Consider the following 24,664-nt stretch of genomic DNA (forward strand, 5'->3'; position numbering starts at 1 on the left):
TCGAGCGATTTCTTGAGGTTGATCTGAGGATCGGCGGCTCAGGCCGGCCGGAGCCGGTAGCCCACCCCGCGGACGGTCTCCACCCGGCCGGCGTCGTCGAGCTTGCCCCGCAGGGCCGCGACGTGGACGTCGAGGGTGTGGCCGGCGCCCCAGGTGGTCTGCCAGACGTCCATGAGCAGCCGCTCCCGGGGCACCACGCTCCCGGCCTGTCGGGCCAGCGCCATCAGCAGCGCGAACTCCTTGCGGGTCAGGATCACCTCCCGGTTGCCCAGCCAGACCCGCCGGGCGTTGAGGTCCAGCCGCAGGTCGCCGACCTCCAGCGTCGCCTCGGCCCGGGAGGCGCGGGCCGTCCGGCGCATCACCGCCTCGATCCGGGCCTGCAACTCCGCCATCGAGAACGGCTTCACCACGTAGTCGTCGGCGCCGGCCCGCAGCCCCGCCACCCGGTCCCGCTCGTCGCCGCGGGCGGTTACCGCGATGATCGCGACGTCCTCGTTGTGCCGGCGGAGCTCCCGGCACAACGACAGGCCGTCCCGGTCCGGGAGGTTGAGGTCAAGCAGCATGAGGTCCACCGGCCCGGCCTCGACCGCCTCCGACGCGGTGGTGGCCGTGATGACCGAGTTGCCCCGGCGGCGCAGCGCGGCGGCGAGCGCGGACGCGACTCGCAGGTCGTCCTCCACCAGAAGCACCCGCACCGCGTCTCCTCGAACCTCGTCGCGCCCGGTGCCCGCGAGTCTGTCCGATCCGCCCGTGCGGCGACCAGCCCGAACAAGAGATCACGACCGGACGATCATGAAGGTCGAACCGTCGGACGGATTCCGCGAAGCGACGACCCGAGATCTTGGAGAGTTGCCGTTCGTTGCGAACGCCATCTTGCCAAGATTCGCGCGGATCCTCGTGCCGGGCCCGCTCAGGAGTCCCTCGATGCCTTGAGGTGTCGCGGTAGGACGAACGCGGTGGAGACCGCCAGGTCCCGGTCGAGCACCTCGTCGCGGGGGACGAAGACCATGGCTCGGCCCTCGCCGAGCACCACGTCCTCCTGGGTCGCGTCGGTGGTGCCGTGATAGACGTGGACCGTGACCGTGTGCGGGAAGCCCTCCTCGTAGGGGCGCGGGCCGGTCCAGAGGGGGCGCAGTTCGCCGGCGGTCAGGCCGGTCTCCTCCAGCAGTTCCCGGCGGGCGGCCTCCTCCGGCGTCTCGCCGGGCTCGATGTGGCCGCCGGGCAGTCCCCACTGGTTCGGCGAGACGGGCGCGTGCTCGTCGCGATGCTGCAGAAGAACGGCGCCGGAGGGGTCGACGAGCAGGACAAGCGCTATGTCATAGCTGGCCATCGCGGAATCATTCCACGGCGGCATCCTCGGCACAGGGCCGTCGGCGCGGATCTTCCGGTCAGCCGGAGCCGGCCGGCCGGCCTACTAGCATGAGTCCGTGCCGGAGGAGTTCATCGCTGACGACCACCTGGCCGCATTTCTGCGGACCGCGAGGGCCCAGCCGACCGCCGGCGAACCGGACGTGGCGACGTCGCGTCAGGCATCCCGCGCACGGGCCGCAGCGCGTACGCCGGGACCGGAAGTCCCGACCGTCGACACGACGATGGCGGGTGTCCCGGTACGGGTGTGCGAGCCGGGCGCCGGCCCGGTGGTCGTTCACCTCCATGGCGGCGGGTTCGTGCTGGGAGATCTCGACACGCATGACGCGCAGGCGCGGCGGCTCGCAGCGGCCACGGGGGCGTCGGTGGTCGCGGTCGACTATCGACGTGAGCCCGGACTGATCCACGATTTCCCGACCCTGCGGGACGTGTCACCAGCCGCTGCCGCGGCGGAGGACCGCTTCCTCCGCGACGCCGCGCAGTTGTTGGGCCGGCGATCCTGCTGATCCTCCGTGGCCGACGCGCGGCCGGGCGTACCACTGGTCACCGGACGCCCAGACGCCTGCCGAGGGAGAAACCGGCGTCGGTGTAGCCGTGCCGACGGTAGAAGCGCACCGCACCGACGTTGCGGTGGTGGATGCCGGCGGACAGGTACGTGATCCCTCGGTCGGTTGCCCACCGTTCGGCCGCCTTCAGCAACGCTGCTCCCACCCCGAGCCCCCTGGCATGGGGCAGCACCACCGTGTGCACCTGCGCCGAAGGTTCAGGACGCAGGATCTGATGCTCCGGCGGATCGGGCTGCCGCAGCATCTCAATCATCCCGACCACCCGGCCATCACGAGCCTCGGCGACGAGAACACCATCCCGTCCCGAGTCGTCGGCCAGCACGGCCGTGAAGTGACGCACCACCGCGTCACGCGGCGGAACGCGGTAGATGCCAGGGTCGAGAGCGAGGTGCGCCTCGGCGTTGGCCAGGCGCAACTCCACGAGTGAATGAACATCCGCCACGCTCGCTGGCCGAACCGTCAGCCCCACGTCCCGCATCATCCCGATCCTAGGGGCGACGCAGCAGCCCTGGGGACCTGGCCATGATCGGCAGGACGGGACTAGTCCATCTCGGGTCGCTTCTCGGCGATCCACTTCTCGACGTCCTCGGCGAGCCAGACGTTGCCCATCTGGAGCATGGCAACGGGCTCGGGGAAGTCCCGGCGGCTGGTGATCTGGTACGCCCGCTGTCGCGACACGCCCCCGAGGAGCACGCGGATCTCCGCCGAGCCGACCAGCCGCAGCTTCTTGGGCATGCCTCGGACGCTAGGTGCCCGACAACTAGTCACGTATCAGCTTGACGCACGCCTAGTAGTCGGAGGTACTAGTCGTCTATCATCAGTGCGTGACTAGCACCTGGGAACCTGAGCCGCCTTTCCCCGTGATGGCCGCCGGCTTCATGGTGGACTTCCACACGCGTAAGCGCTGCCCGCATTGCCGCGCCGACGGGACATGCCCCCGCGTACAGCACGCCAAGAGGCTGCTCCGGGCCTGGCGTCTGACGGTCGAGGCGCGACGGAGACAGCGCTACTTCCGCTGTCCCTGACCCATGACGACGGCCGCCTCCCCAAGCGGGGTCGGCGGCCGTCGTGGTTCGGCTCAGCGCAGGCCGGCGGCCGCGAGCAGGTTGCCCTCCGGCAGGGCGGGCAGGGCCCGGCCGGCGGTCATCCGCTGTTCGGTCCGGGCGGCGGTGAACGCCGGGTCGCCCGCGATCGCGGCGGCGTAGGCGGCCCCCGTGCGGGACGCGATGGCCGACCAGCCGTACTGCTCGTGGACCATGGCGCGGGCGCGTCGGGCGAGCAGCCGCGCCCGGTCCCGGTCGGAGAGCAGCGCGTGCACCGCCTCGGCGAGCCCGTCCGGGTCCTGCGGTGCGAAGGTCAGCCCGGTGACGCCCGGCTCGACGATTTCGGCCAGCCCGCCGGTGCGGGACACCGCGAGGGGCGCGCCGGCGGCGGCCCCTTCGAGGGCCACCATGCCGAACGGCTCGTAGATGCTCGGCACCGCGAAGCAGTCCGAGGCGGCCATCACGGCCGGCAGGTCGGTGCCGCCGAGGAAGCCCGGCATGCTGACCGTGCCGCCCAGCCCGAGCCGGTGCACCTCGTCCTCCAGGGTCGCCCGGTACGGCCCGTCGCCGACGATCACGGCGCGCAGCCCGGGGTGCCGCTCGCGCAGCCGGGGCAGCCCGGCGAGCAGGTGCTGCACGCCCTTCTCGTAGACCAGCCGGCCGGCGAAGGTGACCAGCGGACCGTCACCGGCGAACCGGGCCCGGGCCGCGGCGACCGCCGAGCGGGGCACCCGCCAGCGGTGGGGCTCGACCCCGTTGGGGACCACGTCGACCCGGGTCGGATCGACCCCGAACAGCGCGCCCACCTCGTCGCGCATGTAGCCGGAGCAGACGATGACCCGGCCCGACTCGGTGGCCAGCCAGTGCTCGACGCCGTGGATGGTGCGGTTCATCTCCTCGGGCAGCCAGCCCTGGTGCCGGCCCGCCTCGGTGGCGTGGATGGTGCTGACCAGCGGCACGTCCAGGTGCTCGCGCAGGGTCATGGCGGTGTGCGCGACGAGCCAGTCGTGGGCGTGGATGACGTCGTATCCGCCGGACTCGGCGGCCCGCAGGGCGGCCCGGGTCAGGGTGTGGTTGAACGCCATGGTCCAGGCCAGCAGCGAACCGGTGGCGAGCGGGAAGGTGACCGGGTCCTCGGCGGCGCGCACGATCCGCACGCCGTCGGCGTACTCCTCCAGCGGCGCGCCCTCGGCGTGCCGGGTGACGACGGTGACCTCGTGGCCGGCGGCGGCCAGGGCGACGGAGAGCGCGTGCACGTGGCGGCCGAGGCCGCCGACGAGCACTGGCGGGTACTCCCACGACAGCATGAGGATGCGCCGGGTCCGGGGCGGCACGCCGGGCTGCGGTGGGAGGGTCGGGCGGGAGGTGAGGGTGGGCCGGTGGGTCCGGTCCGTCGCGGTGGCGGGCTGCGCGCCGACCCGCAGGGTGGTCACATCGATCTCCGTCCATACATGCTGGTACGCGCCGGCGTCACTGGCGGCGTGGGGAGCGTGGGGGGCGGCCGAACGGCCGGGTGGACCCGCGCGGGCACGCGTGTCCGTTATCCAGGAAAAGCCATCCGGCGCGAACCCGCACCTCGAAAAGGGCGATCGTGACGGACAACACCCGACGGGCCGGCCGGACCCAGGTGGGTGGTTTTCGGTTACCGTCCGAACGGGTGGATTGGCGGAGCGTGTGGCGGGGCATAAGCGGCGTGCGCACCGGCGGTCCGCCCGTCCGGTGCGCTCATGATCATGGCCGAAGGAGCGACATGCAGGTCTGGCCGGGCGAGAGTTACCCCCTCGGCGCCACCTACGACGGGATGGGAACCAACTTCGCGATCTTCTCGGAGGTGGCGGAGAGGATCGAGCTCTGCCTGTTCGACGAGTGGGACACCGGCGCCGAGCGGCGGGTCGAGCTGCGCGAAGTCGACGCGTACGTCTGGCACGCCTACCTCCCGGGGATCGAGCCCGGCCAGCGCTACGGCTACCGGGTGCACGGGCCGTGGGACCCGGCCAACGGGCTGCGGTGCAACCCGCACAAGCTGCTCCTCGACCCGTACGCCAAGGCGGTCGACGGGGAGGTCACCTGGGACCCGGCCGTCTACGACTACGAGGTGGGCGGCGACCCGGACCGGCGCAACGACACCGACTCGGCGCCGTTCATGCCGAAGTCGGTCGTGGTGAACCCCTACTTCGACTGGGGCAACGACCGGCCGCCGCGCACGCCCTACCACCACTCGGTGATCTACGAGGCGCACGTGCGCGGGCTGACCATGCGCCACCCGGACATCCCCGAGGAGCTGCGCGGCACGTACGCGGCGATGGCTTCACCCGTGATGATCGACTACTTCCAGCGGCTCGGGGTGACCGCGGTCGAGCTGATGCCGGTGCACGAGTTCGTGCACGACCACCGCCTGGCCGACCTGGGACTGCGCAACTACTGGGGATACAACACCATCGGCTTCTTCGCCCCGCACCACGGCTACTCGGCGCTGGGCCGGCTCGGTCAGCAGGTGCAGGAGTTCCGGGGCATGGTCAAGGCGCTGCACGCGGCCGGCATCGAGGTCATCCTCGACGTGGTCTACAACCACACCGCCGAGGGCAACCACCTCGGGCCGTCGCTGAGCTTCAAGGGCATCGACACCCCGAGCTACTACCGGCTCTCCGAGGACGACCGGCGCTACTTCGTCGACTACACCGGCACCGGCAACAGCCTCAACGTGCGCAGCCCGCACTCGCTCCAGCTGATCATGGATTCGCTGCGCTACTGGGTCACCGAGATGCACGTCGACGGCTTCCGCTTCGACCTGGCGGCCACCCTGGCGCGGGAGTTCTACGAGGTGGACCGCCTCTCCACCTTCTTCGAGGTGGTGCAGCAGGACCCGGTGGTCGGCCGGGTCAAGCTGATCGCCGAGCCGTGGGACGTCGGCCCGGGCGGCTACCAGGTGGGCAACTTCCCGCCGCAGTGGACCGAGTGGAACGGCAAGTACCGCGACACCGTGCGGGACTTCTGGCGCGGCGAGCCGGCCACGCTGGCCGAGTTCGCCTCCCGGATCTCCGGCTCCGCCGACCTCTACCAGGACGACGGTCGCCGCCCGTTCCACAGCATCAACTTCGTCACCTGCCACGACGGGTTCACCCTGAACGACCTGGTCTCCTACAACGACAAGCACAACGAGGCCAACGGCGAGGGGAACCGCGACGGGGAGAGCCACAACCGCTCCTGGAACTGCGGCGTCGAGGGGGACACCGACGACCCCGGCGTGCTGGCCCTGCGCGCCCGGCAGCGGCGCAACTTCCTGGCCACGCTCATCCTGTCCCAGGGCGTGCCGATGCTCGGCCATGGCGACGAGCTGGGCCGCACCCAGCACGGCAACAACAACGCCTACTGTCAGGACAGCGAGCTGGCGTGGGTCGACTGGGAGCGGGCCGACGAGGAACTGGTCGCCTTCGTCCAGCGACTCACCGAGTTCCGGATGCGGCACCGGGTGTTCCAGCGGCGCCGCTTCTTCACCGGGCTGCCCGTCGGCGGCCGGGCCGCCGACAGCGCCCTGCCCGACCTGGCCTGGTACACCCCCGACGGCCGGGAGATGACCGGCGAGGACTGGGGCAACGACTTCGGCCGCTCGGTGGCCCTGTTCGTCAACGGCGACGGCATCCCGGAACGCGGCCAGTACGGCCAGCGCCACCGGGACGACTCGTTCCTGCTGCTGTTCAACGCGCACGACGCGCCGCTGGACTTCACCCTGCCCCCGGCCGAGTTCGGGCAGCGGTGGGAGCTGGTCATCAGCACCGCGGACCCGGATCCGGAGAAGACCCTGACGGTCGAGGCGGGCGGGAGTGTCTGCGTCCCCGACCGCTCGCTGCTGGTCCTGGAGAGGACGGCCTGACCATGCCCGACACCCCCCACCCCGATCAGACGACGGCACCGACGACGCGGGTGGGGTCGACCTACCGCGTCCAGGTCCGCCCCGGCTTCGACCTCGACGCCACCGCCGGCCTCGCCGGCTACCTGGCCGACCTCGGCGTCACCCACCTCTACAGCGCGCCCCTGCTCACCGCCACCCCCGGCTCCCAGCACGGTTACGACGTGGTCGACCACCGGGCGGTCAACCCGGAACTCGGCGGCGAGGGCGGCCGGCAGCGCCTCGTCCGGGCCCTGCGCGCGGCCGGGCTCGGCCTGGTCGTGGACATCGTGCCCAACCACGCCGGCGTGGCCCGGCCGGCCGCCAACCCGGCCTGGTGGGACGTGCTGCGCCGGGGCCGCGCGTCGGCGTACGCGGACTGGTTCGACATCGACTGGGACCGCGGCCGGCTGCTGCTGCCGGTGCTCGCCGACACCCCCGACGCCCTCGACGACCTCAAGGTGGTCGACGGGGAGCTGCGCTACCACGAGCACCGCTTCCCGATCGCCGACGGCACCGGGGACGGGACGCCGCGCGAGGTGCACGACCGGCAGCACTACGAGCTGGTCGACTGGCGGCGCGGCGACAGCGAGCTGACGTACCGCCGGTTCTTCGCCGTGTCCGACCTGGCCGGGCTGCGGGTGGAGGACCCGGAGGTCTTCCGCGCCACCCACGCGGAGATCCTGCGCTGGGCCGCCGCCGGCGACGTCGACGGCATCCGCGTCGACCACCCGGACGGGCTGCGCGACCCCGCCGCCTACCTGGCCCGGCTGCGCGCCGCCGCGCCCGGCGCGTGGCTGTTGGTGGAGAAGATCCTGGAGTACGGCGAGGAGCTGCCGGACTGGCCGGTCGACGGCACCACCGGCTACGACGCCCTGGCCGCGGCGGGCGGGCTCCTCGTCGACCCGGACGCCGAGGCGGACTTCACGGCGCTGGACGGCCGGCTCACCGGCCGGCACACCTCGTGGCAGGACCTCACCCACGACACCAAGCTCGCGGCCGCCACCCGGCTGCTCGCCGCCGAGCTGAGCCGACTCGCCGCGCTCGTCCCCGAGCTGCCCGGCGAGCAGGTCCGGGCGGCCCTCGCCGAGCTGGCCGCCGCCTTCCCGGTCTACCGCGGCTACCCGCCGGAGGGCGCCCGGCACCTCGCCGCCGCCCGCGCCGAGGCCGGCCGCCGCCGCCCCGACCTGACCGCCGTGCTGGACGCCGTCACCGCCCGGCTCCGCGACCCCGGCCACGAGCTGGCCGCCCGCTTCCCGCAGTTCTCCGGTGCGGTGATGGCCAAGGGGGTGGAGGACACCGCCTACTACCGGTGGAGCCGGTTCGTCGCGCTCAACGAGGTGGGCGGCAGCCCCGCCCACTTCGGCGTGCCGCCGGCCGAGTTCCACCGCTTCGCCGCCGCCCGGCAGGTGCGCTGGCCGGCGAGCATGACCGCCCTCTCCACGCACGACACCAAGCGCGGCGAGGACGTCCGGGCCCGGCTCGCGGTCCTGTCCGAGCTGCCCGGGCGCTGGGCCGAGCGGGTGGCCGACTGGATGTCCCGCGCACCGCTGGCCGATCCCGCCTTCGCCCACCTGCTGTGGCAGACCGCCGTCGGGGCCTGGCCCGTCGAGCGCGAGCGCCTGCACGGGTACGCGGAGAAGGCCGCCCGGGAGGCGTCCGTGTCGACCAGCTGGGCCGACCCCGACCCGGCGTTCGAGCACGAGATGCACGCCCTCGTCGACCGGATGTACGACGACCCGGAGCTGCACGCCCAGCTCACCGCGTTCGCCGACGAGATCACCCCGGCCGGCTGGTCCAACTCGCTCGGGCAGAAGCTGGTCCAGCTCGCCATGCCCGGAGTGCCGGACACCTACCAGGGCACCGAGCTGTGGGAGAACTCCCTGGTCGACCCGGACAACCGCCGGCCGGTCGACTTCGCCGTACGCCGGGAGCTGCTGGCCCGGCTCGACGGCGGCTGGCAGCCCGCGGTGGCCGCCGACGGTGCGGCCAAGCTGCTCGTGGTCTCGCGGACCCTGCGGCTGCGCCGGGATAACCCGGAGCTGTTCACCGGCTACCGGCCGGTGCCGGCGCGCGGGCCGGCCGGCGCGCACGCGGTGGCCTTCGACCGGGGCGGCGCGATCGCGGTGGCCACCCGGCTGCCGCTGCGGCTGGCCCGCGCCGGCGGCTGGCGCGACACGACGTTGACGATTTCCGGCAACAGTGTTACCGACGTGTTCACCGGTCGGGTCTACAGTGGGTCTGAGCTGCTGATGCACGATCTGCTGAGCACCTATCCCGTCGCCCTCCTCGCTCCCACCGACTCCGTGGAGGCTGCCGCATGACCGAGTTCACGGTGTGGGCGCCCGAAGCCGCCCGGGTGCGGCTGCGCCTGCCCGGCGTCGCCGACCACGACATGCGCCCCCGGCCGGACGGCTGGTGGCGGGTCGAGGTGCCCGGCGCCGGGCCGGGCACCGACTACGCCTTCCTGCTGGACGACGACGACCAGGCCCTGCCCGACCCCCGGTCGGCCTGGCAACCGCAGGGCGTGCACGGGCCGAGCCGCCGCTACGACCACGCCGCGTACCGCTGGACCGACCAGGGCTGGACCGGACGGCAACTGCCCGGCAGCGTCCTCTACGAGCTGCACATCGGCACCTTCACCCCGGAGGGCACCTTCGACGCGGCGATCGGCCGCCTCGACCACCTGGTCGACCTCGGCGTCGACCTGGTCGAGCTGCTCCCGGTCAACGCCTTCAACGGCGAGCACAACTGGGGCTACGACGGGGTCTGCTGGTACGCGCCGCACGAGCCGTACGGCGGGCCGGACGGGCTCAAGCGCTTCGTCGACGCGGCCCACGCCAAGGGGCTGGGGGTGATCCTCGACGTCGTCTACAACCATTTCGGGCCCTCCGGGGCCTACGCGCCGCGCTTCGCGCCGTACCTCACCGAGCAGAGCAACACCTGGGGCCGCACGGTCAACCTGGACGGGCCGCACTCCGACGGGGTGCGCCGCTACATCGTCGACAGCGTGCTCATGTGGCTGCGCGACTACCACGTCGACGGGCTGCGGCTCGACGCCGTGCACGCCATGCCCGACTCCCGGGCCACCCACTTCCTGGAGGAGGTGGCCGCCGAGGTGGAGGCCCTCTCCACCCACCTGGGCCGGCCGCTGTCGCTGATCGCCGAGAGCGACCTCAACGACCCGAAGCTGATCACCCCGCCGGAGGCCGGCGGGTACGGGCTGCACGCCCAGTGGAACGACGACGCCCACCACGCGCTGCACACCCTGCTCACCGGGGAACGGCAGGGCTACTACGGCGACTTCGGCTCCCTCGAATGCCTCACCGACGTGCTGACCGGCGGGTTCTTCCACGCCGGCACCTGGTCCAGCTTCCGCAACCGCAGCCACGGCCGGCCCGTCGACCGGCAGCGCACGCCGGGGCACCGGTTCGTGGCGTACCTGCAGAACCACGACCAGATCGGCAACCGGGCCACCGGGGACCGGATCTCGCAGACGCTCTCGGCCGGGCTGCTGCGCGTCCGCGCCACCCTGCTGATGACCGCGCCCTTCACCCCGATGCTGTTCATGGGGGAGGAGTGGGCGGCCAGCACCCCGTGGCAGTTCTTCACCAGCCACCCCGAGCCCGAGCTGGCCACCGCGGTCGCGACCGGGCGCCGGCGGGAGTTCGCCGCGCACGGCTGGCCGCCCGGGGACGTGCCCGACCCGCAGGACCCCCAGACCTTCGTCCGGTCCCGGCTCGACTGGGCCGAGTTGGACAAGCCCGAGCACCGGGAGATGTACGACTTCCACCGGCGGCTCATCGCGTTGCGCAAGAGCCGTCCCGACCTGTCCGACCCCCGGCTCGGCCAGGTCGACGTCCGCCACGGCGACCAGTTCCTGCTGATGCGGCGGGGCGGCTGCCTGGTGGTGGCGAACCTGGCCGGCAAGCCGCAGCGCATCAACCTGCCCGGCGTGGTGCGCCGGGTGCTGCTCGCCACCTCCGAGGGGGTCACCGTGATGCGCGACGGCATCGAGCTGCCTCCGGAGTCCGCCGCGATCGTGGACCTCTGACCGCCTCACCGGTCCGGGCACGCGGTCAGCTTCTGCCGTACCGCCTCGGCATCGGCGTGACCGAGCTCCTCGAACAGCGCGAGTGAACTTCGCCAGGCGTCCCGGGCGGCGTCCGGCCGGCCGGCCGCGGCCCACGTGTCGCCGAGATGGTCCAGCACGATGCCTTCGGCATGCCGGTCACCGATCTCGGCGAAGAGGGTGAGCGCCTGCTGGAAGCAGTCGACGGCCTGCTCGTACTCGCCCAGGTGGTGGTGGGCGAAGCCGATGCTGTCCCACGTGTTCGCCTGCCCGTACGCGCTGCCGACCTGCCGGGACAGGGCAAGGGCTCGGCGGCAGAAGGTGATCGCGTGGTGGTGCTCGCCGAGCTGGGAGTGGTACCAGCCGATCGCGTTGAGCGCGACGGCCTGCTTGAGCGGGCTCCCGACCCGCTCGTAGAGGGCGAGGCTCTGCCGTGCGTGCGGCAGCGCCTCGCGGGGCTGCCGCTGCCGGTCGTGGAGCATGCTGAGGTCGAAGTGGGTGTGCGCCCGCCCCTCGTCGTCCCCGAGCGCGGCGAACAGGTCCAGCGCCGCGAGCAGGTTGGACCGTGCCTCCTCGTACCAGCCGAGGTTGGAGCAGGCCCCGGCCAGGAGCCGGTGCGCCTGGGCCTGTGCCGGGTGGTCACCCAGCCGCCGGGTCGACTCGACCGCCCGGCGGGCCACCGTGGCCCAGTCGTGCCAGTGGCCCTGCCGGTCGAAGTAGGTGGCCAGGGTCCACGAGAGCTGCCCGGTCGGGGCGTCGAGACCGTTGCTGCCGGCGTGCTCGATGGTCGCGAGGAGCACCTGGTGTTCGCGGGTGAACCAGGCTAGCGCCGCCGCGAGGTCGTCGAGCCGCTCCGCGGTCACTCCGGGTGCGGCAGGGGTCAGGGTCAGCGGATCGCGCTGCGGGGACAGCAGCAGCGCGGCCGCGTGCGCGGTGTGCAGGTGGTGGTCGACCAGCCGGCACAGCGCAGACCGGGAACCCGCTGGGTCCCCGGCTGCCCGCTCGACCGCGAACACCCGGACCAGGTCGTGCATGCGGTACCGGCCCGCGACGTGCTCCTGGACGAGGTGTGCGTCGACGAGCTCGCGCAGCAACGGGCGCAGCGCGTCCGGCGTACGGGCGGTCAGGCTGGCCGCGGCGGCCCGGCTGATGTCCGGGCCGGGGGCCAGGCCGAGCAGCGTGAAGACCTCCGATGCCGGCGGCGTCAGCGCCCGCACCGAGCTGGACAGCACCACGCGCAGGTTCGTCGTCACCTCGTCGCCGTCGAGCACGTCCAGCGGGCTGGCCGCGGTGGTCAGCTCGGCCGCGATCGACGACAGGGCGAGGTCGGGGCGAAGCGCGGCGCGGGCCGCCACGATCCCGAGAGCCAGCGGCAGGCCGCCGCAGAACCGCAGGATGTCGGCGACGGCGCCCGGCTGTCCCACCACCCGCGCCGCACCCAACTGCCGAACGATCAGCTCGTGTGCCTCACCGTCGGGCAGCACGTCCAGTGGCAGCGGTCGCGCGCCGTGGGTGGTGACGAGGCTGGCCAGCTGCCGGCGGCTGGTCACCAGGACCGCACTCGTGGGAGTGCCGGGCAGCAGCGGGATCACGGTGGCGGCGTCGCGGGCGTCGTCGAGGACGACGAGCATCCGGCGGCCGGCGACCAGCGTGCGGTACAGCGACGCCTGGGCCTCCGGCTCAGCCGGGACGCGGGCCGGTTCGACACCGAGCGCTTCGAGGAAGCCACGCACGGCCGCCGGCCACCCCACCGGGTGCGCGGTCGGGTCGAAGCCGCGCAGGTTGACGTAGAGCTGCCCGTCGGGAAAGCGATCGGCGTTGGCGTGCGCCCACCGCAGGGCCAGCCAGGTCTTGCCGACCCCACCCCCGCCACCGATCGACGAGATCACGACCGGCGACGCGGCGCCGTCCGGATGCACCACGTCGCCGAGTTGTTCGTCGAGGCGCGCGAGCTGGGCTGTCCGGCCGGCGAAGACCCCGGGCGATGCCGGTAGCTGCCGGGGCACGGTGACGGCAGTACGTGCCGCGCCGGGCCGGCCCGCAGCCGCGGTCGGTTCGGCGCCGCCCGCCGGGGGGAGGTCCGGCGCCGCGAGCACCGGGTCGGCGGTGAGGATCTGCTGGTACAGCAGTGCCAGGGGCGGGCTGGGATCCGTGCCGACCTCGTCGGCAAGCCGGCAGCGCATCTGGTGGAACTGCTCGAGCGCGTCGGCCTGCCGCCCGCACCGGTACAACGCGAGCATCGCCTGCGCCGCGAGGCGCTCGTCCCACGGGTACCGGCCGCTCAGCGCCAGCACCTCGGCGAGCAGGCGCGCGTGCTGGCCGTGGCGCAGGGCGAGGTCGTTGCGGTCCAGCGCTGCCGCGAGCCGCTGCCGGTCGAGGGTCTGCCGGTAGGCCGCCAACCACGGTGTGGCCAGCCCGTCGAACGCGTCGCCGCGCCAGAGCCCCAGCGCCTGCTCCAGGCAGGCGATCGCAATCGCGTCGTCGTCGGTGCGCCGGGCCTGCTCGGTCAGCTCGTGGAAGCGGTGCAGGTCGACGCGGTCCGGGTCGACGGCGAGCAGGTAGCCGGGATGGCGCCGCACGATGCGGACCTCCTCCGCGCCGGCCAGCGCCTGGCGGAGCCGGGACAGGTAGCCGCGGATGGTGGTAGCGGCTCCGTCGGGCACCTCGTCGCCCCACACCCGGCTGATGAGCTGGTCGGTCGCGACCATGCGGTTGGGCTCGACCAGCAGCGCGGCGAGGACACACTGCTGACGGGCGTGACCGACGTCGGCCACCCGGCCGTCGATCCGGACGTCCACGTCGCCGAGTACCCGGAACTCCACCGCCACGGCCTACGACGCTATCCGCCGCAGGTGGTGGTGGGAGAGGGCCTGACGATGATCCGACAGGCAGCGGCGCGACGGCCCGCGGGTGCGGTTTCCGACCCGCGGACCGCCGTGGCGATCGAATCAGGGGCAGTTGATGGGGATGTCCACGGTGGGCCGGCAGTCGTCGAACACGACGTCCGGGCCGCCGTCACCGTCGTCGAAGAGGCCGGGACCGCCGACCAGGGTGTCCATGCCCTGGTCGCCGAAGAGGTGATCGTCGTTGCTCCCGCCGTCCACGCGGTCGTTGCCGTCCAGGGCGCTCGGCCCGACGAAACGGTCCCCGTGGATGGTGTCGGCGCCGCCGTCACCGTGGAGGTTGTCGTTTCCCAGGTCGCCCCAGATGCTGTCGCCGATCAACCCGCCGTAGACGGTGTCCGCGCCGCTGTTGGCCTGGATGCTGTCGTTGCCGTCGCGTCCGCAGATGATGTCGCCGTTGACGCTTCCGACGATGGTGTCGGAACTGGTCGTGCCGATGATGAACTCCGGGCCGTTGGTGTTGGGGCTGATGTAGAGCTGGTTCACCATCTCCACCGGGGCGTATCCGGCCGGCACCGGCGCCCCGGAGTACGGGCCGCAGTCGGCGGGGACCACCACGACGGCCGCGGACGCCGGCGCGGCGTCGGCGCCGGCCAGCCCCACGGTGGCCAGGACGAGTGCCCCGAGCGCCGAGGTGGCCCACCGACCGGTACGCGGTGCGGAGAGGAACTGGTGTGGCATGACGCTTCTCCTTCTGTTGCTGGTGTGTGCGAGAAGCGTCGCCACCGGGCGTTGAACGGACGTGCGGCAAACGTTGAACCCCGACCGGGTCTACGGTCCCGTCTACGGTGCGCAGTGTCTGGGGGCTGCTGGTGAACCAGCAGGCGTGTACCGTCCAATCGAGGGACTGCCAGTTGTTTCAGCCGTTCCCTTGGCCGTCGACTGGAGTGGTGCGGACCATGCTGAAGCCGGACACGATCGGGGCGCGGGTTCGATACTGGCGGATGCGACGCGGGGGGATGACCCAGGCGGTCCTGGCTGGGCTTGCTGGGGTCAGTCAGTCCTACATCTCGCAGGTTGAATCAGGTCGGAAGACCATCGACCGCCGGTCCACTCTGGTCACGATTGCTGCCGCTCTCCAGGTCACAGTCGCCGATCTGCTGGGACAGGGCACGGAACCGGGCGACCCAGCTCGCGACAGCGCTGCCGAGCATGTGCCGGCGATCTGGTCAGCCTTGATCGAGATTGAAGATGGCGAGCGGCGACAGCCGGGTCGCGCACGGGAGCAGCTCGCGACTGATATCGCACGCAGCGATCGTTTGCGCATGAGCTGCAACTACCCGGCGATGGCTCGCATGCTTCCGGCCCTCCTGCTCGATGCTGCCGCCGTGGGTGGCCCCGTGCTCGTTCAGGTCGCCTACCAGGCTTCGACGTGCCTGCGGCACCTCGGATACCGGCACTTGGCACTGAACGCCGCGCGGATCGCTGTGCTGGCTGCCGAGGACATCGAAGATCCCGCCTGGATCGGGGCGTCCCGGTTCGCGTACGCGCAGAGCCTGCCAATCGAGTCAGCCCCCATCGCTGCGCGCTCCGCAGACCGATCGCTGAGCGAGCTACAGGCGGATGCCGCAGATGACCGGGTGCGGCAGATGCTCGGGCAGCTTCACCTCTCGGCCGCGCTCACCTCGACGGTGAGCGGTCGTGCGGACGTCGCCGGTGACCACCTCGCCGAGGCTGCGCGCGAGGCAGCGAGCCTCGGGGATCCGTCCGATGGTGCCGGCTTCAACGGGTGCGGGTTCGGACCGACCAACGTGGGGCTCTGGGCGATGTCTATCGCGGCTGAGCAGGGCGAATCCGGGCGGGTGATTGAGCTGTCCCGGAAGGTGCGGCCGCACGTTCTCGTGGCGTCGATTCGCCAGCAGTCCTACTGGCTTGACCTTGGCCGAGCGCTGGCGGACGGCGGTCGGCGGGACGCCGAAGCTCTCGCCTCCTTCGTGCAGGCCGAACGGGCCGCACCGGTCCCGTTCGTGCTGAATCCACTCGCCCGGGATGCGGTGGTGGCCCTGGTGCAGCGTGCCAAGCGCCGAGCCGTCCCGGACGAACTGCGTGCTCTCGCCGGCCGGATGGGTATCAGGCTGGCCTCATAACCAGCAGTAATCGCGTCATGAACGCTCGGTTCTAGTGTCCGCTTCGGGAGGTGCGTGCCTCCCGACAGCTGATGTGGCGGTGATCAGTGTCTCCTGCGTCACTGCCGCAGCGAGCGTTGACGGAGGCGATATGAGCGGTCAGGACGACGCCGCGACGGGGAGCAGGGGTCAGCGCATCGAGGCCGTCGAACGTGAGGCCGCGAAGCGGCGGCTGTTGAAGCAGGCCGAGGCCGAACGCATACCCGTGGAGGAGACCACCAGGGCGGTCCCGGACCGGCGGTGGCGGCATGACAGATGAGCCGATCGGGCGGCGGGTGGCCCGCTGGCGGTTACGCCGCCGGATGACACAGCAGATGCTCGCCGACCGGCTCGGCAAGTCGAAGAGCTGGGTGGACAAGGTCGAACGGGGTGTCCGCGCCCTGGACCGCTACTCGGTGCTCCAGGAGATCGCCGAGGTACTGCGGATCCATCCGACGGTGTTGCTCGGCGAGGAGCGCCCGCAGCCGGAGGCCCGGCCCCCTGCCGGCGTCGACCGCATCCGCGCCGCCCTCGCCCGCTACGACGTGAGCCGGACACCGCCGGCGGGTGAGGTGCAGCGGCATGTCGAGCACGCCTGGCTCACCTACGGGTACGCGCACTACGCCCACCTGGTGCGGCTGCTGCCGGACCTGCTCGATGCCGCTCGGAGCCTGCGGGCGGAACTGCCGGAGATGCCGGTCCAGGTCTACCGGATCACCTCGTCGGTTCTGGTCAAACTGGGCGAGGCCGATCTCGGCTGGCTGGCCGCCGACCGGGCGATGACCGCTGCCGGCGACGAGCCGTTGCTCGCCGGGGCGGCGGCGTTGTCGGTCGGGCAGGCGCTGCGTGCGCTCGGCCGCGACCGGCTCGCGTTGGCCGTGACGCTCGCTGCCGCGCCGCGCGACGTGCCCGTCGGTGCGCTGCACGGCACGCTGCTGCTCCAGGCCGCGCTGGCCGCCGCCAGCTCCGGCGATGCCCGCCGCGCCGACGGCCTGATCGACCGGGCCGCCGAGATCGCCAGCCGTCCGCGGTGCGACGACGACCGGCACCGAACCTCCTTCGGGCCGGTCGCCGTGGAGTTGGCCCGCGTGGTGGCCGCGGTCGAGCTGGGCGATGCCGGGGCGGCGGTGTGCCGGCACGAGCGGGTGAACCGTCACGACGGGTGGCGAGCACTACCGGCCGAGTACCGGGGCGCGTACCTACTCGACGCCGCTCGGGCGTACCTCCAGGCGGGGGATCTGCGCGGGGCGGGACGGACGTTGGTGGAGGCGGACGGCGTCGCGCCGGCCGAGGTTCGGTGGCGGCCGGTGGCGCGTACCCTCGTCGCGGAGATCGCGCGGCGGCACCCGGCGCCGGCCGGCGTGGCCCGGCTGGCGGCGTCGGTCGGTTTGATGTGCTGACCCGGCAACGGCGCGACAGGCCTGGGCCGGTCCCGCCACTACCGCGACGCCGCCCGGGTCCGATCCCTCTCGGCAGGCGGCGGACGGTGCGTCGGGCGTCGCGCCGGTAACGTCGCGCTGATGGAGCACGCCGCGCCGCCGCCGACCCCGGCCGGCATTCTCAGCGAGTACGCCGGCACGACGGTACGGCTCAGGCCGGTCGACGAGCCGGACCTCACGATGTTCCGCCGGTTCGCCACCGAGCCGGGCCTGATCGGGCTGGACTGGGCCGGCTTCCGGGACCCGGGCGCGCCCGCCCGCCGGCACGCCGAGGACGGCTGGCTGGGCGAGCGGGACGGCCGGCTGATCGTCCAGGTCGAGCCCGAGGAGGCCGCCGCCGGCCTCGTGAGCTACCTGTCGGGGAGCTACGGCGGACGCGCGCCGTACTGGGAGATCGGCATCGCCCTGCTGCCCGAGTGGCGCGGCCGGGGCGTCGGCTGGCGGGCCCAGGCGCTGCTCTGCGACTACCTGTTCGCGCACACCCCGGCGCAGCGGATCCAGGCCGGCACCCACCCGGAGAACGTCGCCGAGCAGCGGTCGCTGGAGAAGGCCGGCTTCCAGCTGGAAGGGGTCCTCCGCGCCTGCGAGTTCCGTGCCGGCGCCTGGCGCGACGGCTGGCTCTACAGCCGGCTGCGCGACGACCCGTCCCCGCTCTGACCCGACACGGTCAGGGAATCGGCCACTCGTGGACCGGGCGGTTGCTGTGCATGAGGTCGACGTAGTGGCGGACCACCTCGCGCAGCGCCTCCGGCCGGTCCAGGTGGTCGGCGGACTCCAGCCGGTGCAGCGTCTCCACCTGCCAGGTGGCGCCGTTGCGGCCGGTCAGGCAGCGCTGCTCGACGATGCTGAGCAGCCGGTCCCGCTCGGCCGGGTCGAGACCCCACCGGTCCAGCCCGTGGTGGGCCAGCGGCAGCAGCCGGCGCAGCACCAGCTCGGTCACCGGCAGGTAGCCCAGCCCGGGCCAGAACACCTGGGCGTCGATGCCGTGCCGGGCGCAGTTGGTGAAGTTCTCCTCGGCCGCGCTGAACGACATCTGCGACCAGAGCGGCCGGTCGGACTCCGCGAGGGCGCGGACCAGGCCGAAGTAGAAGGCCCCGTTGGCGACGGTGTCCAGCACGGTCGGCCCGGCGGGCAGCACCCGATTCTCGACCCGCAGGTGCGGGCGCCCCTTCAGCACGTCGTAGACCGGGCGGTTCCACCGGTAGATCGTGCCGTTGTGCAGCCGCAGCTCGGCGAGCTTCGGCACGCCGCCGGCGGCCAGGGTCTCCGCCGGGTCCTCCGGGTCGCAGACCGGCAGCAGCGCCGGGAAATAGCGCACGTTCTCCTCGAAGAGGTCGAACACGCTGGTGATCCAGCGTTCCCCGAACCACACCCGGGGGCGTACCCCCTGGGCCTTGATCTCCTCGGCGCGGGTGTCGGTGGCCTGCTGGAACAGCGGCACCCGGGTCTCCCGCCACAGTTCCCGGCCGAACAGCAGCGGCGAGTTGGCGCCGAGCGCGACCTGGACGCCGGCGGTCGCCTGGGCGGCGTTCCAGTAGTCGGCGAACTGGGCCGGGCTGACCTGGAGGTGGAACTGGGTGCTGGTGCAGGCGGCCTCGGGGGTGATGGTGTCCGCGGTGGTGGCCAGCCGCTCCACCCCGCTGATCGAGATCCGCAGGTCCTCGCCGCGGGCCGCGAAGATCTGCTCGTTGAGCAGGGCGTACCTCGGGTTGGCCGAGAGGGTTTCGGCGGTCAGGTGCTCCGGGCGCAGGGTCGGCAGGATGCCGACCATCACCATGTGCGCGCCGACCGTGCGGGCCTTCTGCTCCGCGGCGTTGAGGCTGGCCCGGACGTGCTCCTCGAACTGGGCCGTGCCGGTGCCGGTCAGTCGGCGCGGCTCGACGTTGATCTCCACGTTGAACTGGCCCAGCTCGGTCTGGAAGCTGGGATCGGCGATCGCCTCCAGCACGTCGGCGTTGCGCATGGCCGGCTGGGATTCCTCGTCGACCAGGTTCAGCTCGATCTCCAGCCCGGTCATCGGCCGTTCCACGTCGAAGCGGGACTCGCGCAGCATCTCGGCGAACACGTCCAGGCAACGCCGCACCTTGTCGCGGTAGCGGGCCCGGTCCTCCCGGCTGAAGGTGCGCGCGCCGACGTCCTCGCCCATGGTCACCACCCTGTCACCGTTGGTCCCCCTAACCTCGCATGCCACGGCGGCGCGGGGAAAGAGCCGGGGGACCCCTTACTACCCACCTGTCCCGCCGGTGATCCCTGTCGCGTCGCACAGTGTCGCGGCCGGTCCGGCCGGCCGGGCTGGCTAGCATGGCCGGATGCGCGAGATGACCACCCGGCTGTTCGTGGCGGCGGCGATCGCCGAGGCCTGCTCGTGGGCCGCCCTGCTGGCCGGCATGGCCGTCAAGTACGGGCCGCCGCGCAACGAGATCGGCGTGCACGTGTTCGGCCCGGTCCACGGCGCGCTGTTCGTGGCCTACGGGCTGCTCGTGCTGGTGGTGGCCCGGCAGCGGCGCTGGTCGCTGTGGCACACCGCCGTCGCGCTGGCCTGCGCCGTGCCGCCGTTCGCCACGGTGCTCTTCGAGCGCTGGGCCCGCCGCCGTGGCCTCCTCGCCACCCCGGCCGCCACCGAGCGTCCGCTCACCCCGGTCGGCTGACCGCCGGCGCTCACCCCGCCAGGAAGTCGCCGAGCAGGGCGGCCAACTCCGCCGGAGCCTCCTCGGCCATGTGGTGGCCGGAGGGGATCGACGCCGCGCGCACGTCATCGGCCCAGTCCCGCCAGATCGCCGCCGGGTCGCCGTACAGGTCGACCATGTCGTCCCGCTCCGACCAGGCGAAGAGCACCGGGCAGCCGATCCGCCGGCCCGCGGCCCGGTCCGCGTCGTCCGCCGCCCGGTCCGGGCCGAGTCCCGCCCGGTAGTCCTCGCACATCGCGTGCACGGTCGCCGGGTCGTGGATGGCCCGGCGGTAGTCGGCGTACGCCGCCGCGCCCATCGCCTCCGGCGAGCCGCCGTACCAGGCGTCCGGATCCGTGTTGATCACCGGCTCGGCCGGCTTGGCGAGCTGGCCCAGGAAGAACCAGTGCCACCAGCGGGCCGCGAACCGGGCGTCGCAACGGGCGAGCGCCTCGCCGATCGGCACCCCGTCCAGCACGCCGAGTCGGGTCACCCGGTCGGGGTGGTCCAGCGCGGTCCGCATGGCCACGTAGCAGCCCCGGTCGTGGCCGACGACCGCCGCCCGGGAATGACCGAGCGCGTCGAGCAGCGCCACCACGTCGCCGGCCATCGCGCGCTTCGAGTAGACCGTGTGCGCCGGGTCGCTCGGCGGTTTCGACGAGCCGCCGTACCCGCGCAGGTCCGGGCAGATCACGGTGTGCCCGGCGGCGAGCAGCGGAGCGACCCGGTGCCAGGTGGCGTGGGTGCGCGGATGCCCGTGCAGGAGCACCACCGGCGGGCCCGAGCCGCCGTGCCGCACCCGCAGGCGGACCGGGCCGACGTCGATCTGCTCCAGGGTGAATCCGGGGAACATGAGTCAGCCGGTGCCCCGGCCGGCGGGAGCGGAAACCTCAGCCCAGCGCCGAGCAGGCGGCGACGCCCGCCACCAGCAGCACGCCGAGCACCGCCTGGAGCAGCAGCGCCGGCCCCAGGTGCGACCAGACCGTCGCGGTGCGCGGGGTGAGCAACTGGCCGGTGGTCAGGTTGACGATCCGTTCGATCCGCGGCGGGAGGTCGGCGTCGCGCTGCGGGCACAGGGTCAGCTGCACGTGGTCGCCGGGGTGCAGGGCGCTCTGCGGCAGGTGGCCGTGCAGCTCCACCTCGACCAGCCGGTCGGCGGCGTCGCGTACCCGGACCGGGGTGACCAGGAACTCGGGCCCCTGCTTCAGCTCCTTGAAGCTGCGCCGGGCGCCCCCGCCGCCGCTGCTGAGCAGGGCCCGCACCACCCGGAGCAGCAGCACCACCACGCCCGCCGCCGTCAGCACCCCGACCAGCACCGGCTGCCCCACCCGCACCTCGCGGGCGTAGCCCTCCATGAGGCGCACCAACCGGCCCGTGACGATCCGGTCCGTCGGGTGGACGGCGTGGCGGATCTGCAGCTCCGTGTCCATGTTCACCACCGAGAGTCCTGTTCCGTTCACTCATCGTATCGATTCCCCGGGTTGAACGACGTGAATGAACGCCGGTCACGGCCGGCCCCCGGAAGGTGACATCCGGAGTCGCGCGGGTATGCGTGCGGCCGAGCTGGAAAGGGGTCGAGCATGCAGCTGTCCTTCCTGCGCCCGCTCTACGACCGTCCCGGGCCGTGGTGCTCGGTGTACCTGGACGCCTCCCGGGACACCCACGACGCACGTCCGCAGGTCGACCTGCGCTGGCGCGCGCTCAAGGGGGACCTGATCGGGCAGGGCGCCGACCAGGCGACTGTCGAGGCGGTCGAGGAGGTGGTCCGCCGGCACACCCCGATGCCGGGCGACTACGGCATCGCGGTCTTCGCCAACCGGGGACGGGTGGTGCTCACCGAGTACCTCTCCGCGCCGCCGTTGCGCGACCTGGCCACCTGGTCCGCGCTGCCGCACACCATGCCGCTGGTGGCCCAGCGCGGCGAGCAGATCGCCTGGGTGCGGGTGCTGGCCGACCGGACCGGGGCCGACGCCGTCGCGGTCAGCGCCGGCGGGGTGCCGCGCCGGGCCACGGTGAAGGGGCGGGAAAGCAGGCAGTTGCGCCGGGTGCAGCCGGGCGGCTGGTCACAGTCCCGCTACCAGCGGGCCGCCATGGAGGCCTGGCACCACAACGCCGGTGACGCCGCCGCGGCCACCGCCGACCTGGCCGACCGGGTCGGCGCCGACGTGGTGGTCGTGGCCGGTGACGTCCGGGCCACCGGGATGATCGCCGCCCAGCTGCCGGAGCGCTGGCAGGACCTGCTGGTCCGCACGGACGCCGGCTCCCGCGAGAAGATCGGCGCCGACGACACCCTGATGGACGACATCACCGTGCAGACCATCGCCGAGGTCGCCGACCAGCGGGTCGCCACCGCGCTGGACCGCTTCGGCGTGCAGGAGGACGTCGGCGCCGGCCTGGACGCGGTGGTCTCCGCCCTGCAACGCAACCAGGTCGACACCATGCTGATCGTCGACGACCCGTCTGCCGACGGAGAGCTGTGGGTCGGGCCGGAACCGACCGAGATCGCCACCGACCCGGCACAGTTGCGGGCCATGTCCGTGGCCGACCCGCAGAAGGTACGCGCCGACGCCGCGCTGCTGCGCGCCCTGATCGGCACCGACGCCGAGCTCACCGTGCTCGCGCCGGAGGAGGCGCCGGACCTGACCGACGGGGTCGGTGCTGTCCTGCGCTACGTCGACGCCAGCACGCCCGGGCGGGGCAATGGCTGACCGCACGGTGGCGGACCTGGTCGTCGAACGGCTGCGGGCCTGGCGGGTGCCCCGGGCCTTCGGCTACCCGGGGGCGGCGATCGCCCCCCTGGTCAACGCGCTCGACGAGGCGGGCGGGGACCCGGAGTTCATCCCCGCCCGGCACGAGGAGACCGCCGCGTTCATGGCGACGGGGCACGCCAAGTTCACCGGCGAGATCGGGGTGTGCCTGGCCACCCAGGGGCCGGCCGCGGTGCACCTGCTCAACGGCCTCTACGACGCCAAGCTGGACAGCAAGCCGGTGGTGGCGATCGTCGGCGAGGACGTCACCGGGCCGCTCGGCGGGGCGCACGAGGAGATCGGACTGAGCCGGCTCTTCGGTGACGTCTGCAACCAGTTCGTCCGCTACGGGCGTAGTCCCGACCAGGTGCCGGTCCTGCTGGACCAGGCGTTCCGCACCGCGGCGGCAACCCGCAGCCCGACCTGTGTGGTGCTGCCGCACGCGTTGCAGCTCGCCACCGTCCCCGACCTGCTGCCGCAGACCGCCGGCGTGATGTCGGCGACCCCGGGCGAGCCGCTGGCCCGCGTGCTGCCGCACGACGCCGACCTGGACGCCGCCGCCTCGCTGCTCGGCATCGGCCAGCGGCTGGCGATCCTGGTCGGCCAGGGCGCGCACGGCGCGGCCGGGGAGGTGGTCGCCCTCGCCGACCGGCTCGGCGCGGGGGTGGCGACCTCGCTGCTGGGCAAGCCGGTGCTGGACGAGCGGCTGCCCTTCCACACCGGAGTGCTCGGCGAGGTCGGCACCACCGCCGCCGCGCAGCTCATGGGAGGCTGCGACACGCTCCTCATGGTCGGCACGAACGACCCGTGGACCGACTGGTTCCCGATGCCGGGCCAGGTCCGCACCATCCAGATCGACATCGACGGCCGGCGCATCGGCACCCGCTACCCGGTGGACGTGCCGCTGGTCGGCGACGCCGCCGAGACCCTGCGCGCGCTGCTGGCCCGGGTGCCGGACCGGCCCAACGCGCAGTGGCGGGGCGTCGTGGAGAGCTCGGTCGACCGGTGGCGGGACGCCGCGGCCGAGCGGGCCGCCGCCCCGGCGGAGCCGATCAACCCGCAGCTCGTGCTGCAGGAACTCTCCGCCCGGCTGCCGCGGGCCGGCTCCGTCGCCGTGGACGTCGGTTCGGTCATCTACTGGTACGCCCGGCACCTGCAACTGCCCCCGGGCATCCGGGCCCAGCTCTGCGGCACGCTCGGCTCGATGGGCTGCGCCCTGCCGTACGCGGTCGCCGCCAAGCTGGCCCGCCCCGACGAGCCGGTGATCGCGCTGCTCGGCGACGGCGCCATGCAGCTCAACGGGCTGGCGGAGCTGATCACCGTGGCGCACCACTGGCAGGAGTGGCGGGATCCCCGGCTGGTGGTGCTGGTGCTGAACAACCGCGACCAGTCCGGGATGGGCGGCGGCCGCCCGCCCGGCGCGTTCGCCGCCCGGCGGCCCGACGTGCCGTACGCCGGCTGGGCCCGGCTGCTCGGCCTGCACGGCGTGCGCGTGGACCGCCCCGACCTGGTCGGTCCCGCGTGGGACGAGGTGCTCGCCGCGGACCGGCCCAGCGTGCTGGAGGCCGTGGTCGACCCGACGGTGGCGCTGGACCCGCCCGAGCCGGCCCTGGCCGACCTGCGCGGCCTGTTCGCCGACGGGGACGCCGCCCGGCGGGTGCGGGAGCGGGTGCTGGAGACCGGGACGGCCGTGGAGGCGGAGGACCTGGTCTAGCGGGACCGCATCAGTCGTCAGTTCGGCACCGCCCTCACCGAGGGCGGTGCCGACCGCTGTCGTGGCGCCGCACGGCCGTGCTGCGTTCGCCCCCGTTCCGCCCGCGACGGCAGGGCATCGGCGGAACGGCGCCGGTGCGTGCCGCGCGCGGTGCC

General features: G+C 73.1%; 21 protein-coding genes. 11 read left to right on the forward strand and 10 right to left on the reverse strand.

The annotated features are described in order from the left end of the window. Positions 1 to 38: 38 nt before the first annotated feature. Positions 39 to 695: a response regulator transcription factor gene (locus tag ACFYPD_RS30305; RefSeq protein ID WP_387120909.1), complete on the reverse strand. Its 657-nt coding sequence runs from the start codon at positions 693 to 695 to the stop codon at positions 39 to 41. A 215-nt stretch (positions 696 to 910) separates the two neighbouring features. Next, positions 911 to 1,330, reverse strand: coding sequence for an NUDIX domain-containing protein (locus ACFYPD_RS30310; protein WP_387120912.1), 420 nt, complete (start codon positions 1,328 to 1,330; stop codon positions 911 to 913). Between the two features lie 97 nt (positions 1,331 to 1,427). Here ACFYPD_RS30310 and ACFYPD_RS30315 point away from each other — a divergent pair, with 97 nt between their 5' ends. Then, on the forward strand, positions 1,428 to 1,874 hold the full coding sequence (locus ACFYPD_RS30315; protein ID WP_387120915.1) for an alpha/beta hydrolase: 447 nt from the start codon (positions 1,428 to 1,430) through the stop codon (positions 1,872 to 1,874). A gap of 37 nt (positions 1,875 to 1,911) precedes the next feature. Here the strand turns inward: ACFYPD_RS30315 and ACFYPD_RS30320 are convergent, their stop codons facing one another. The 3 genes from ACFYPD_RS30320 to ACFYPD_RS30330 all read right to left on the reverse strand — a co-directional run bounded on the left by ACFYPD_RS30320 (position 1,912) and on the right by ACFYPD_RS30330 (position 4,410). Then, entirely contained in the window at positions 1,912 to 2,415 is a 504-nt protein-coding gene (locus ACFYPD_RS30320; protein WP_387120918.1) for a GNAT family N-acetyltransferase, read from the reverse strand. A 59-nt stretch (positions 2,416 to 2,474) separates the two neighbouring features. Beyond that, the gene (locus ACFYPD_RS30325; RefSeq protein WP_387120921.1) at positions 2,475 to 2,669 is read right to left on the reverse strand and encodes a helix-turn-helix transcriptional regulator; all 195 of its coding nucleotides are present in this window, start codon (positions 2,667 to 2,669) and stop codon (positions 2,475 to 2,477) included. 343 nt (positions 2,670 to 3,012) lie between these two features. After that, positions 3,013 to 4,410, reverse strand: coding sequence for a glycosyltransferase family 4 protein (locus ACFYPD_RS30330; RefSeq protein ID WP_387120923.1), 1,398 nt, complete (start codon positions 4,408 to 4,410; stop codon positions 3,013 to 3,015). Between the two features lie 317 nt (positions 4,411 to 4,727). Between ACFYPD_RS30330 and glgX the strand changes: the two genes are divergently transcribed. From glgX to treZ, 3 genes are read left to right on the forward strand one after another with little or no spacing between them, the layout of a single operon-like run. Then, positions 4,728 to 6,848, forward strand: coding sequence for a glycogen debranching protein GlgX (gene glgX, locus ACFYPD_RS30335; RefSeq protein ID WP_387120926.1), 2,121 nt, complete (start codon positions 4,728 to 4,730; stop codon positions 6,846 to 6,848). A gap of 2 nt (positions 6,849 to 6,850) precedes the next feature. Then, positions 6,851 to 9,187, forward strand: a complete 2,337-nt coding sequence (gene treY / locus ACFYPD_RS30340; RefSeq protein WP_387120929.1) for a malto-oligosyltrehalose synthase — start codon at positions 6,851 to 6,853, stop codon at positions 9,185 to 9,187. After that, on the forward strand, positions 9,184 to 10,917 hold the full coding sequence (gene treZ, locus ACFYPD_RS30345) for a malto-oligosyltrehalose trehalohydrolase (protein ID WP_387120932.1): 1,734 nt from the start codon (positions 9,184 to 9,186) through the stop codon (positions 10,915 to 10,917). Before treY ends, treZ begins: the two co-directional genes overlap by 4 nt. Before the next feature lie 5 nt (positions 10,918 to 10,922). Here treZ and ACFYPD_RS30350 read toward each other — a convergent pair whose 3' ends face one another. After that, the gene (locus ACFYPD_RS30350) at positions 10,923 to 13,763 is read right to left on the reverse strand and encodes a BTAD domain-containing putative transcriptional regulator (protein WP_387120935.1); all 2,841 of its coding nucleotides are present in this window, start codon (positions 13,761 to 13,763) and stop codon (positions 10,923 to 10,925) included. 120 nt (positions 13,764 to 13,883) lie between these two features. Next, positions 13,884 to 14,519, reverse strand: coding sequence for a calcium-binding protein (locus ACFYPD_RS30355; RefSeq protein ID WP_387120938.1), 636 nt, complete (start codon positions 14,517 to 14,519; stop codon positions 13,884 to 13,886). 221 nt (positions 14,520 to 14,740) lie between these two features. Here ACFYPD_RS30355 and ACFYPD_RS30360 point away from each other — a divergent pair, with 221 nt between their 5' ends. The 4 genes from ACFYPD_RS30360 (at position 14,741) to ACFYPD_RS30375 (ending at position 18,039) form a co-directional block, all read left to right on the forward strand. Beyond that, positions 14,741 to 15,925: a helix-turn-helix domain-containing protein gene (locus ACFYPD_RS30360; RefSeq protein ID WP_387121115.1), complete on the forward strand. Its 1,185-nt coding sequence runs from the start codon at positions 14,741 to 14,743 to the stop codon at positions 15,923 to 15,925. Positions 15,926 to 16,055: 130 nt separating this feature from the next. After that, on the forward strand, positions 16,056 to 16,223 hold the full coding sequence (locus ACFYPD_RS30365) for a hypothetical protein (protein WP_387120941.1): 168 nt from the start codon (positions 16,056 to 16,058) through the stop codon (positions 16,221 to 16,223). Next, positions 16,213 to 17,343 (forward strand): helix-turn-helix domain-containing protein, encoded by a 1,131-nt coding sequence (locus ACFYPD_RS30370; protein ID WP_387120944.1) that lies wholly within the window; start codon positions 16,213 to 16,215, stop codon positions 17,341 to 17,343. The genes ACFYPD_RS30365 and ACFYPD_RS30370 overlap by 11 nt, the downstream gene beginning before the upstream one ends. A 120-nt stretch (positions 17,344 to 17,463) precedes the next feature. Next, positions 17,464 to 18,039: a GNAT family N-acetyltransferase gene (locus tag ACFYPD_RS30375; RefSeq protein WP_387120947.1), complete on the forward strand. Its 576-nt coding sequence runs from the start codon at positions 17,464 to 17,466 to the stop codon at positions 18,037 to 18,039. Between the two features lie 10 nt (positions 18,040 to 18,049). Here ACFYPD_RS30375 and ACFYPD_RS30380 read toward each other — a convergent pair whose 3' ends face one another. Continuing rightward, complete coding sequence (locus tag ACFYPD_RS30380; RefSeq protein WP_387120950.1) at positions 18,050 to 19,528, reverse strand: glutamate--cysteine ligase; 1,479 nt, start codon at positions 19,526 to 19,528, stop codon at positions 18,050 to 18,052. Positions 19,529 to 19,691: 163 nt separating this feature from the next. Between ACFYPD_RS30380 and ACFYPD_RS30385 the strand changes: the two genes are divergently transcribed. Continuing rightward, positions 19,692 to 20,030: a DUF3817 domain-containing protein gene (locus tag ACFYPD_RS30385; protein ID WP_387120953.1), complete on the forward strand. Its 339-nt coding sequence runs from the start codon at positions 19,692 to 19,694 to the stop codon at positions 20,028 to 20,030. A 10-nt stretch (positions 20,031 to 20,040) separates the two neighbouring features. Here ACFYPD_RS30385 and ACFYPD_RS30390 read toward each other — a convergent pair whose 3' ends face one another. Both ACFYPD_RS30390 and ACFYPD_RS30395 read right to left on the reverse strand, forming a co-directional pair. Next, positions 20,041 to 20,901, reverse strand: coding sequence for an alpha/beta fold hydrolase (locus ACFYPD_RS30390; RefSeq protein WP_387120957.1), 861 nt, complete (start codon positions 20,899 to 20,901; stop codon positions 20,041 to 20,043). Between the two features lie 37 nt (positions 20,902 to 20,938). Further along, positions 20,939 to 21,478, reverse strand: a complete 540-nt coding sequence (locus ACFYPD_RS30395; RefSeq protein ID WP_387120960.1) for a hypothetical protein — start codon at positions 21,476 to 21,478, stop codon at positions 20,939 to 20,941. 150 nt (positions 21,479 to 21,628) lie between these two features. Between ACFYPD_RS30395 and ACFYPD_RS30400 the strand changes: the two genes are divergently transcribed. Together ACFYPD_RS30400 and ACFYPD_RS30405 are read left to right on the forward strand one after the other, a co-directional pair. Further along, positions 21,629 to 22,756, forward strand: coding sequence for a Vms1/Ankzf1 family peptidyl-tRNA hydrolase (locus tag ACFYPD_RS30400; protein ID WP_387120963.1), 1,128 nt, complete (start codon positions 21,629 to 21,631; stop codon positions 22,754 to 22,756). Next, a complete protein-coding gene (locus tag ACFYPD_RS30405) occupies positions 22,749 to 24,509 on the forward strand; it encodes a thiamine pyrophosphate-binding protein (RefSeq protein ID WP_387120966.1) in 1,761 nt (586 codons plus the stop codon). The genes ACFYPD_RS30400 and ACFYPD_RS30405 overlap by 8 nt, the downstream gene beginning before the upstream one ends. The last annotated feature ends 155 nt before the right edge of the window (positions 24,510 to 24,664 follow it).

It is taken from the genome of Micromonospora sp. NPDC005299 (assembly GCF_042872345.1).
In the GTDB taxonomy this organism is placed as follows: Bacteria; Actinomycetota; Actinomycetes; order Mycobacteriales; family Micromonosporaceae; genus Micromonospora.

Coding starts and splice junctions, on each gene's coding strand:
- ACFYPD_RS30310 (WP_387120912.1), bottom strand. CDS start 1,330: ATGGCCAGCTATGACATAGCGCTTGTCCTGCTCGTCGACCCCTCCGGC.
- ACFYPD_RS30320 (WP_387120918.1), bottom strand. CDS start 2,415: ATGATGCGGGACGTGGGGCTGACGGTTCGGCCAGCGAGCGTGGCGGAT.
- ACFYPD_RS30325 (WP_387120921.1), bottom strand. CDS start 2,669: ATGCCCAAGAAGCTGCGGCTGGTCGGCTCGGCGGAGATCCGCGTGCTC.
- glgX (WP_387120926.1), top strand. CDS start 4,728: ATGCAGGTCTGGCCGGGCGAGAGTTACCCCCTCGGCGCCACCTACGAC.
- treY (WP_387120929.1), top strand. CDS start 6,851: ATGCCCGACACCCCCCACCCCGATCAGACGACGGCACCGACGACGCGG.
- treZ (WP_387120932.1), top strand. CDS start 9,184: ATGACCGAGTTCACGGTGTGGGCGCCCGAAGCCGCCCGGGTGCGGCTG.
- ACFYPD_RS30355 (WP_387120938.1), bottom strand. CDS start 14,519: ATGCCACACCAGTTCCTCTCCGCACCGCGTACCGGTCGGTGGGCCACC.
- ACFYPD_RS30365 (WP_387120941.1), top strand. CDS start 16,056: ATGAGCGGTCAGGACGACGCCGCGACGGGGAGCAGGGGTCAGCGCATC.
- ACFYPD_RS30370 (WP_387120944.1), top strand. CDS start 16,213: ATGACAGATGAGCCGATCGGGCGGCGGGTGGCCCGCTGGCGGTTACGC.
- ACFYPD_RS30375 (WP_387120947.1), top strand. CDS start 17,464: ATGGAGCACGCCGCGCCGCCGCCGACCCCGGCCGGCATTCTCAGCGAG.
- ACFYPD_RS30380 (WP_387120950.1), bottom strand. CDS start 19,528: ATGGGCGAGGACGTCGGCGCGCGCACCTTCAGCCGGGAGGACCGGGCC.
- ACFYPD_RS30385 (WP_387120953.1), top strand. CDS start 19,692: ATGCGCGAGATGACCACCCGGCTGTTCGTGGCGGCGGCGATCGCCGAG.
- ACFYPD_RS30390 (WP_387120957.1), bottom strand. CDS start 20,901: ATGTTCCCCGGATTCACCCTGGAGCAGATCGACGTCGGCCCGGTCCGC.
- ACFYPD_RS30395 (WP_387120960.1), bottom strand. CDS start 21,478: ATGGACACGGAGCTGCAGATCCGCCACGCCGTCCACCCGACGGACCGG.
- ACFYPD_RS30400 (WP_387120963.1), top strand. CDS start 21,629: ATGCAGCTGTCCTTCCTGCGCCCGCTCTACGACCGTCCCGGGCCGTGG.
- ACFYPD_RS30405 (WP_387120966.1), top strand. CDS start 22,749: ATGGCTGACCGCACGGTGGCGGACCTGGTCGTCGAACGGCTGCGGGCC.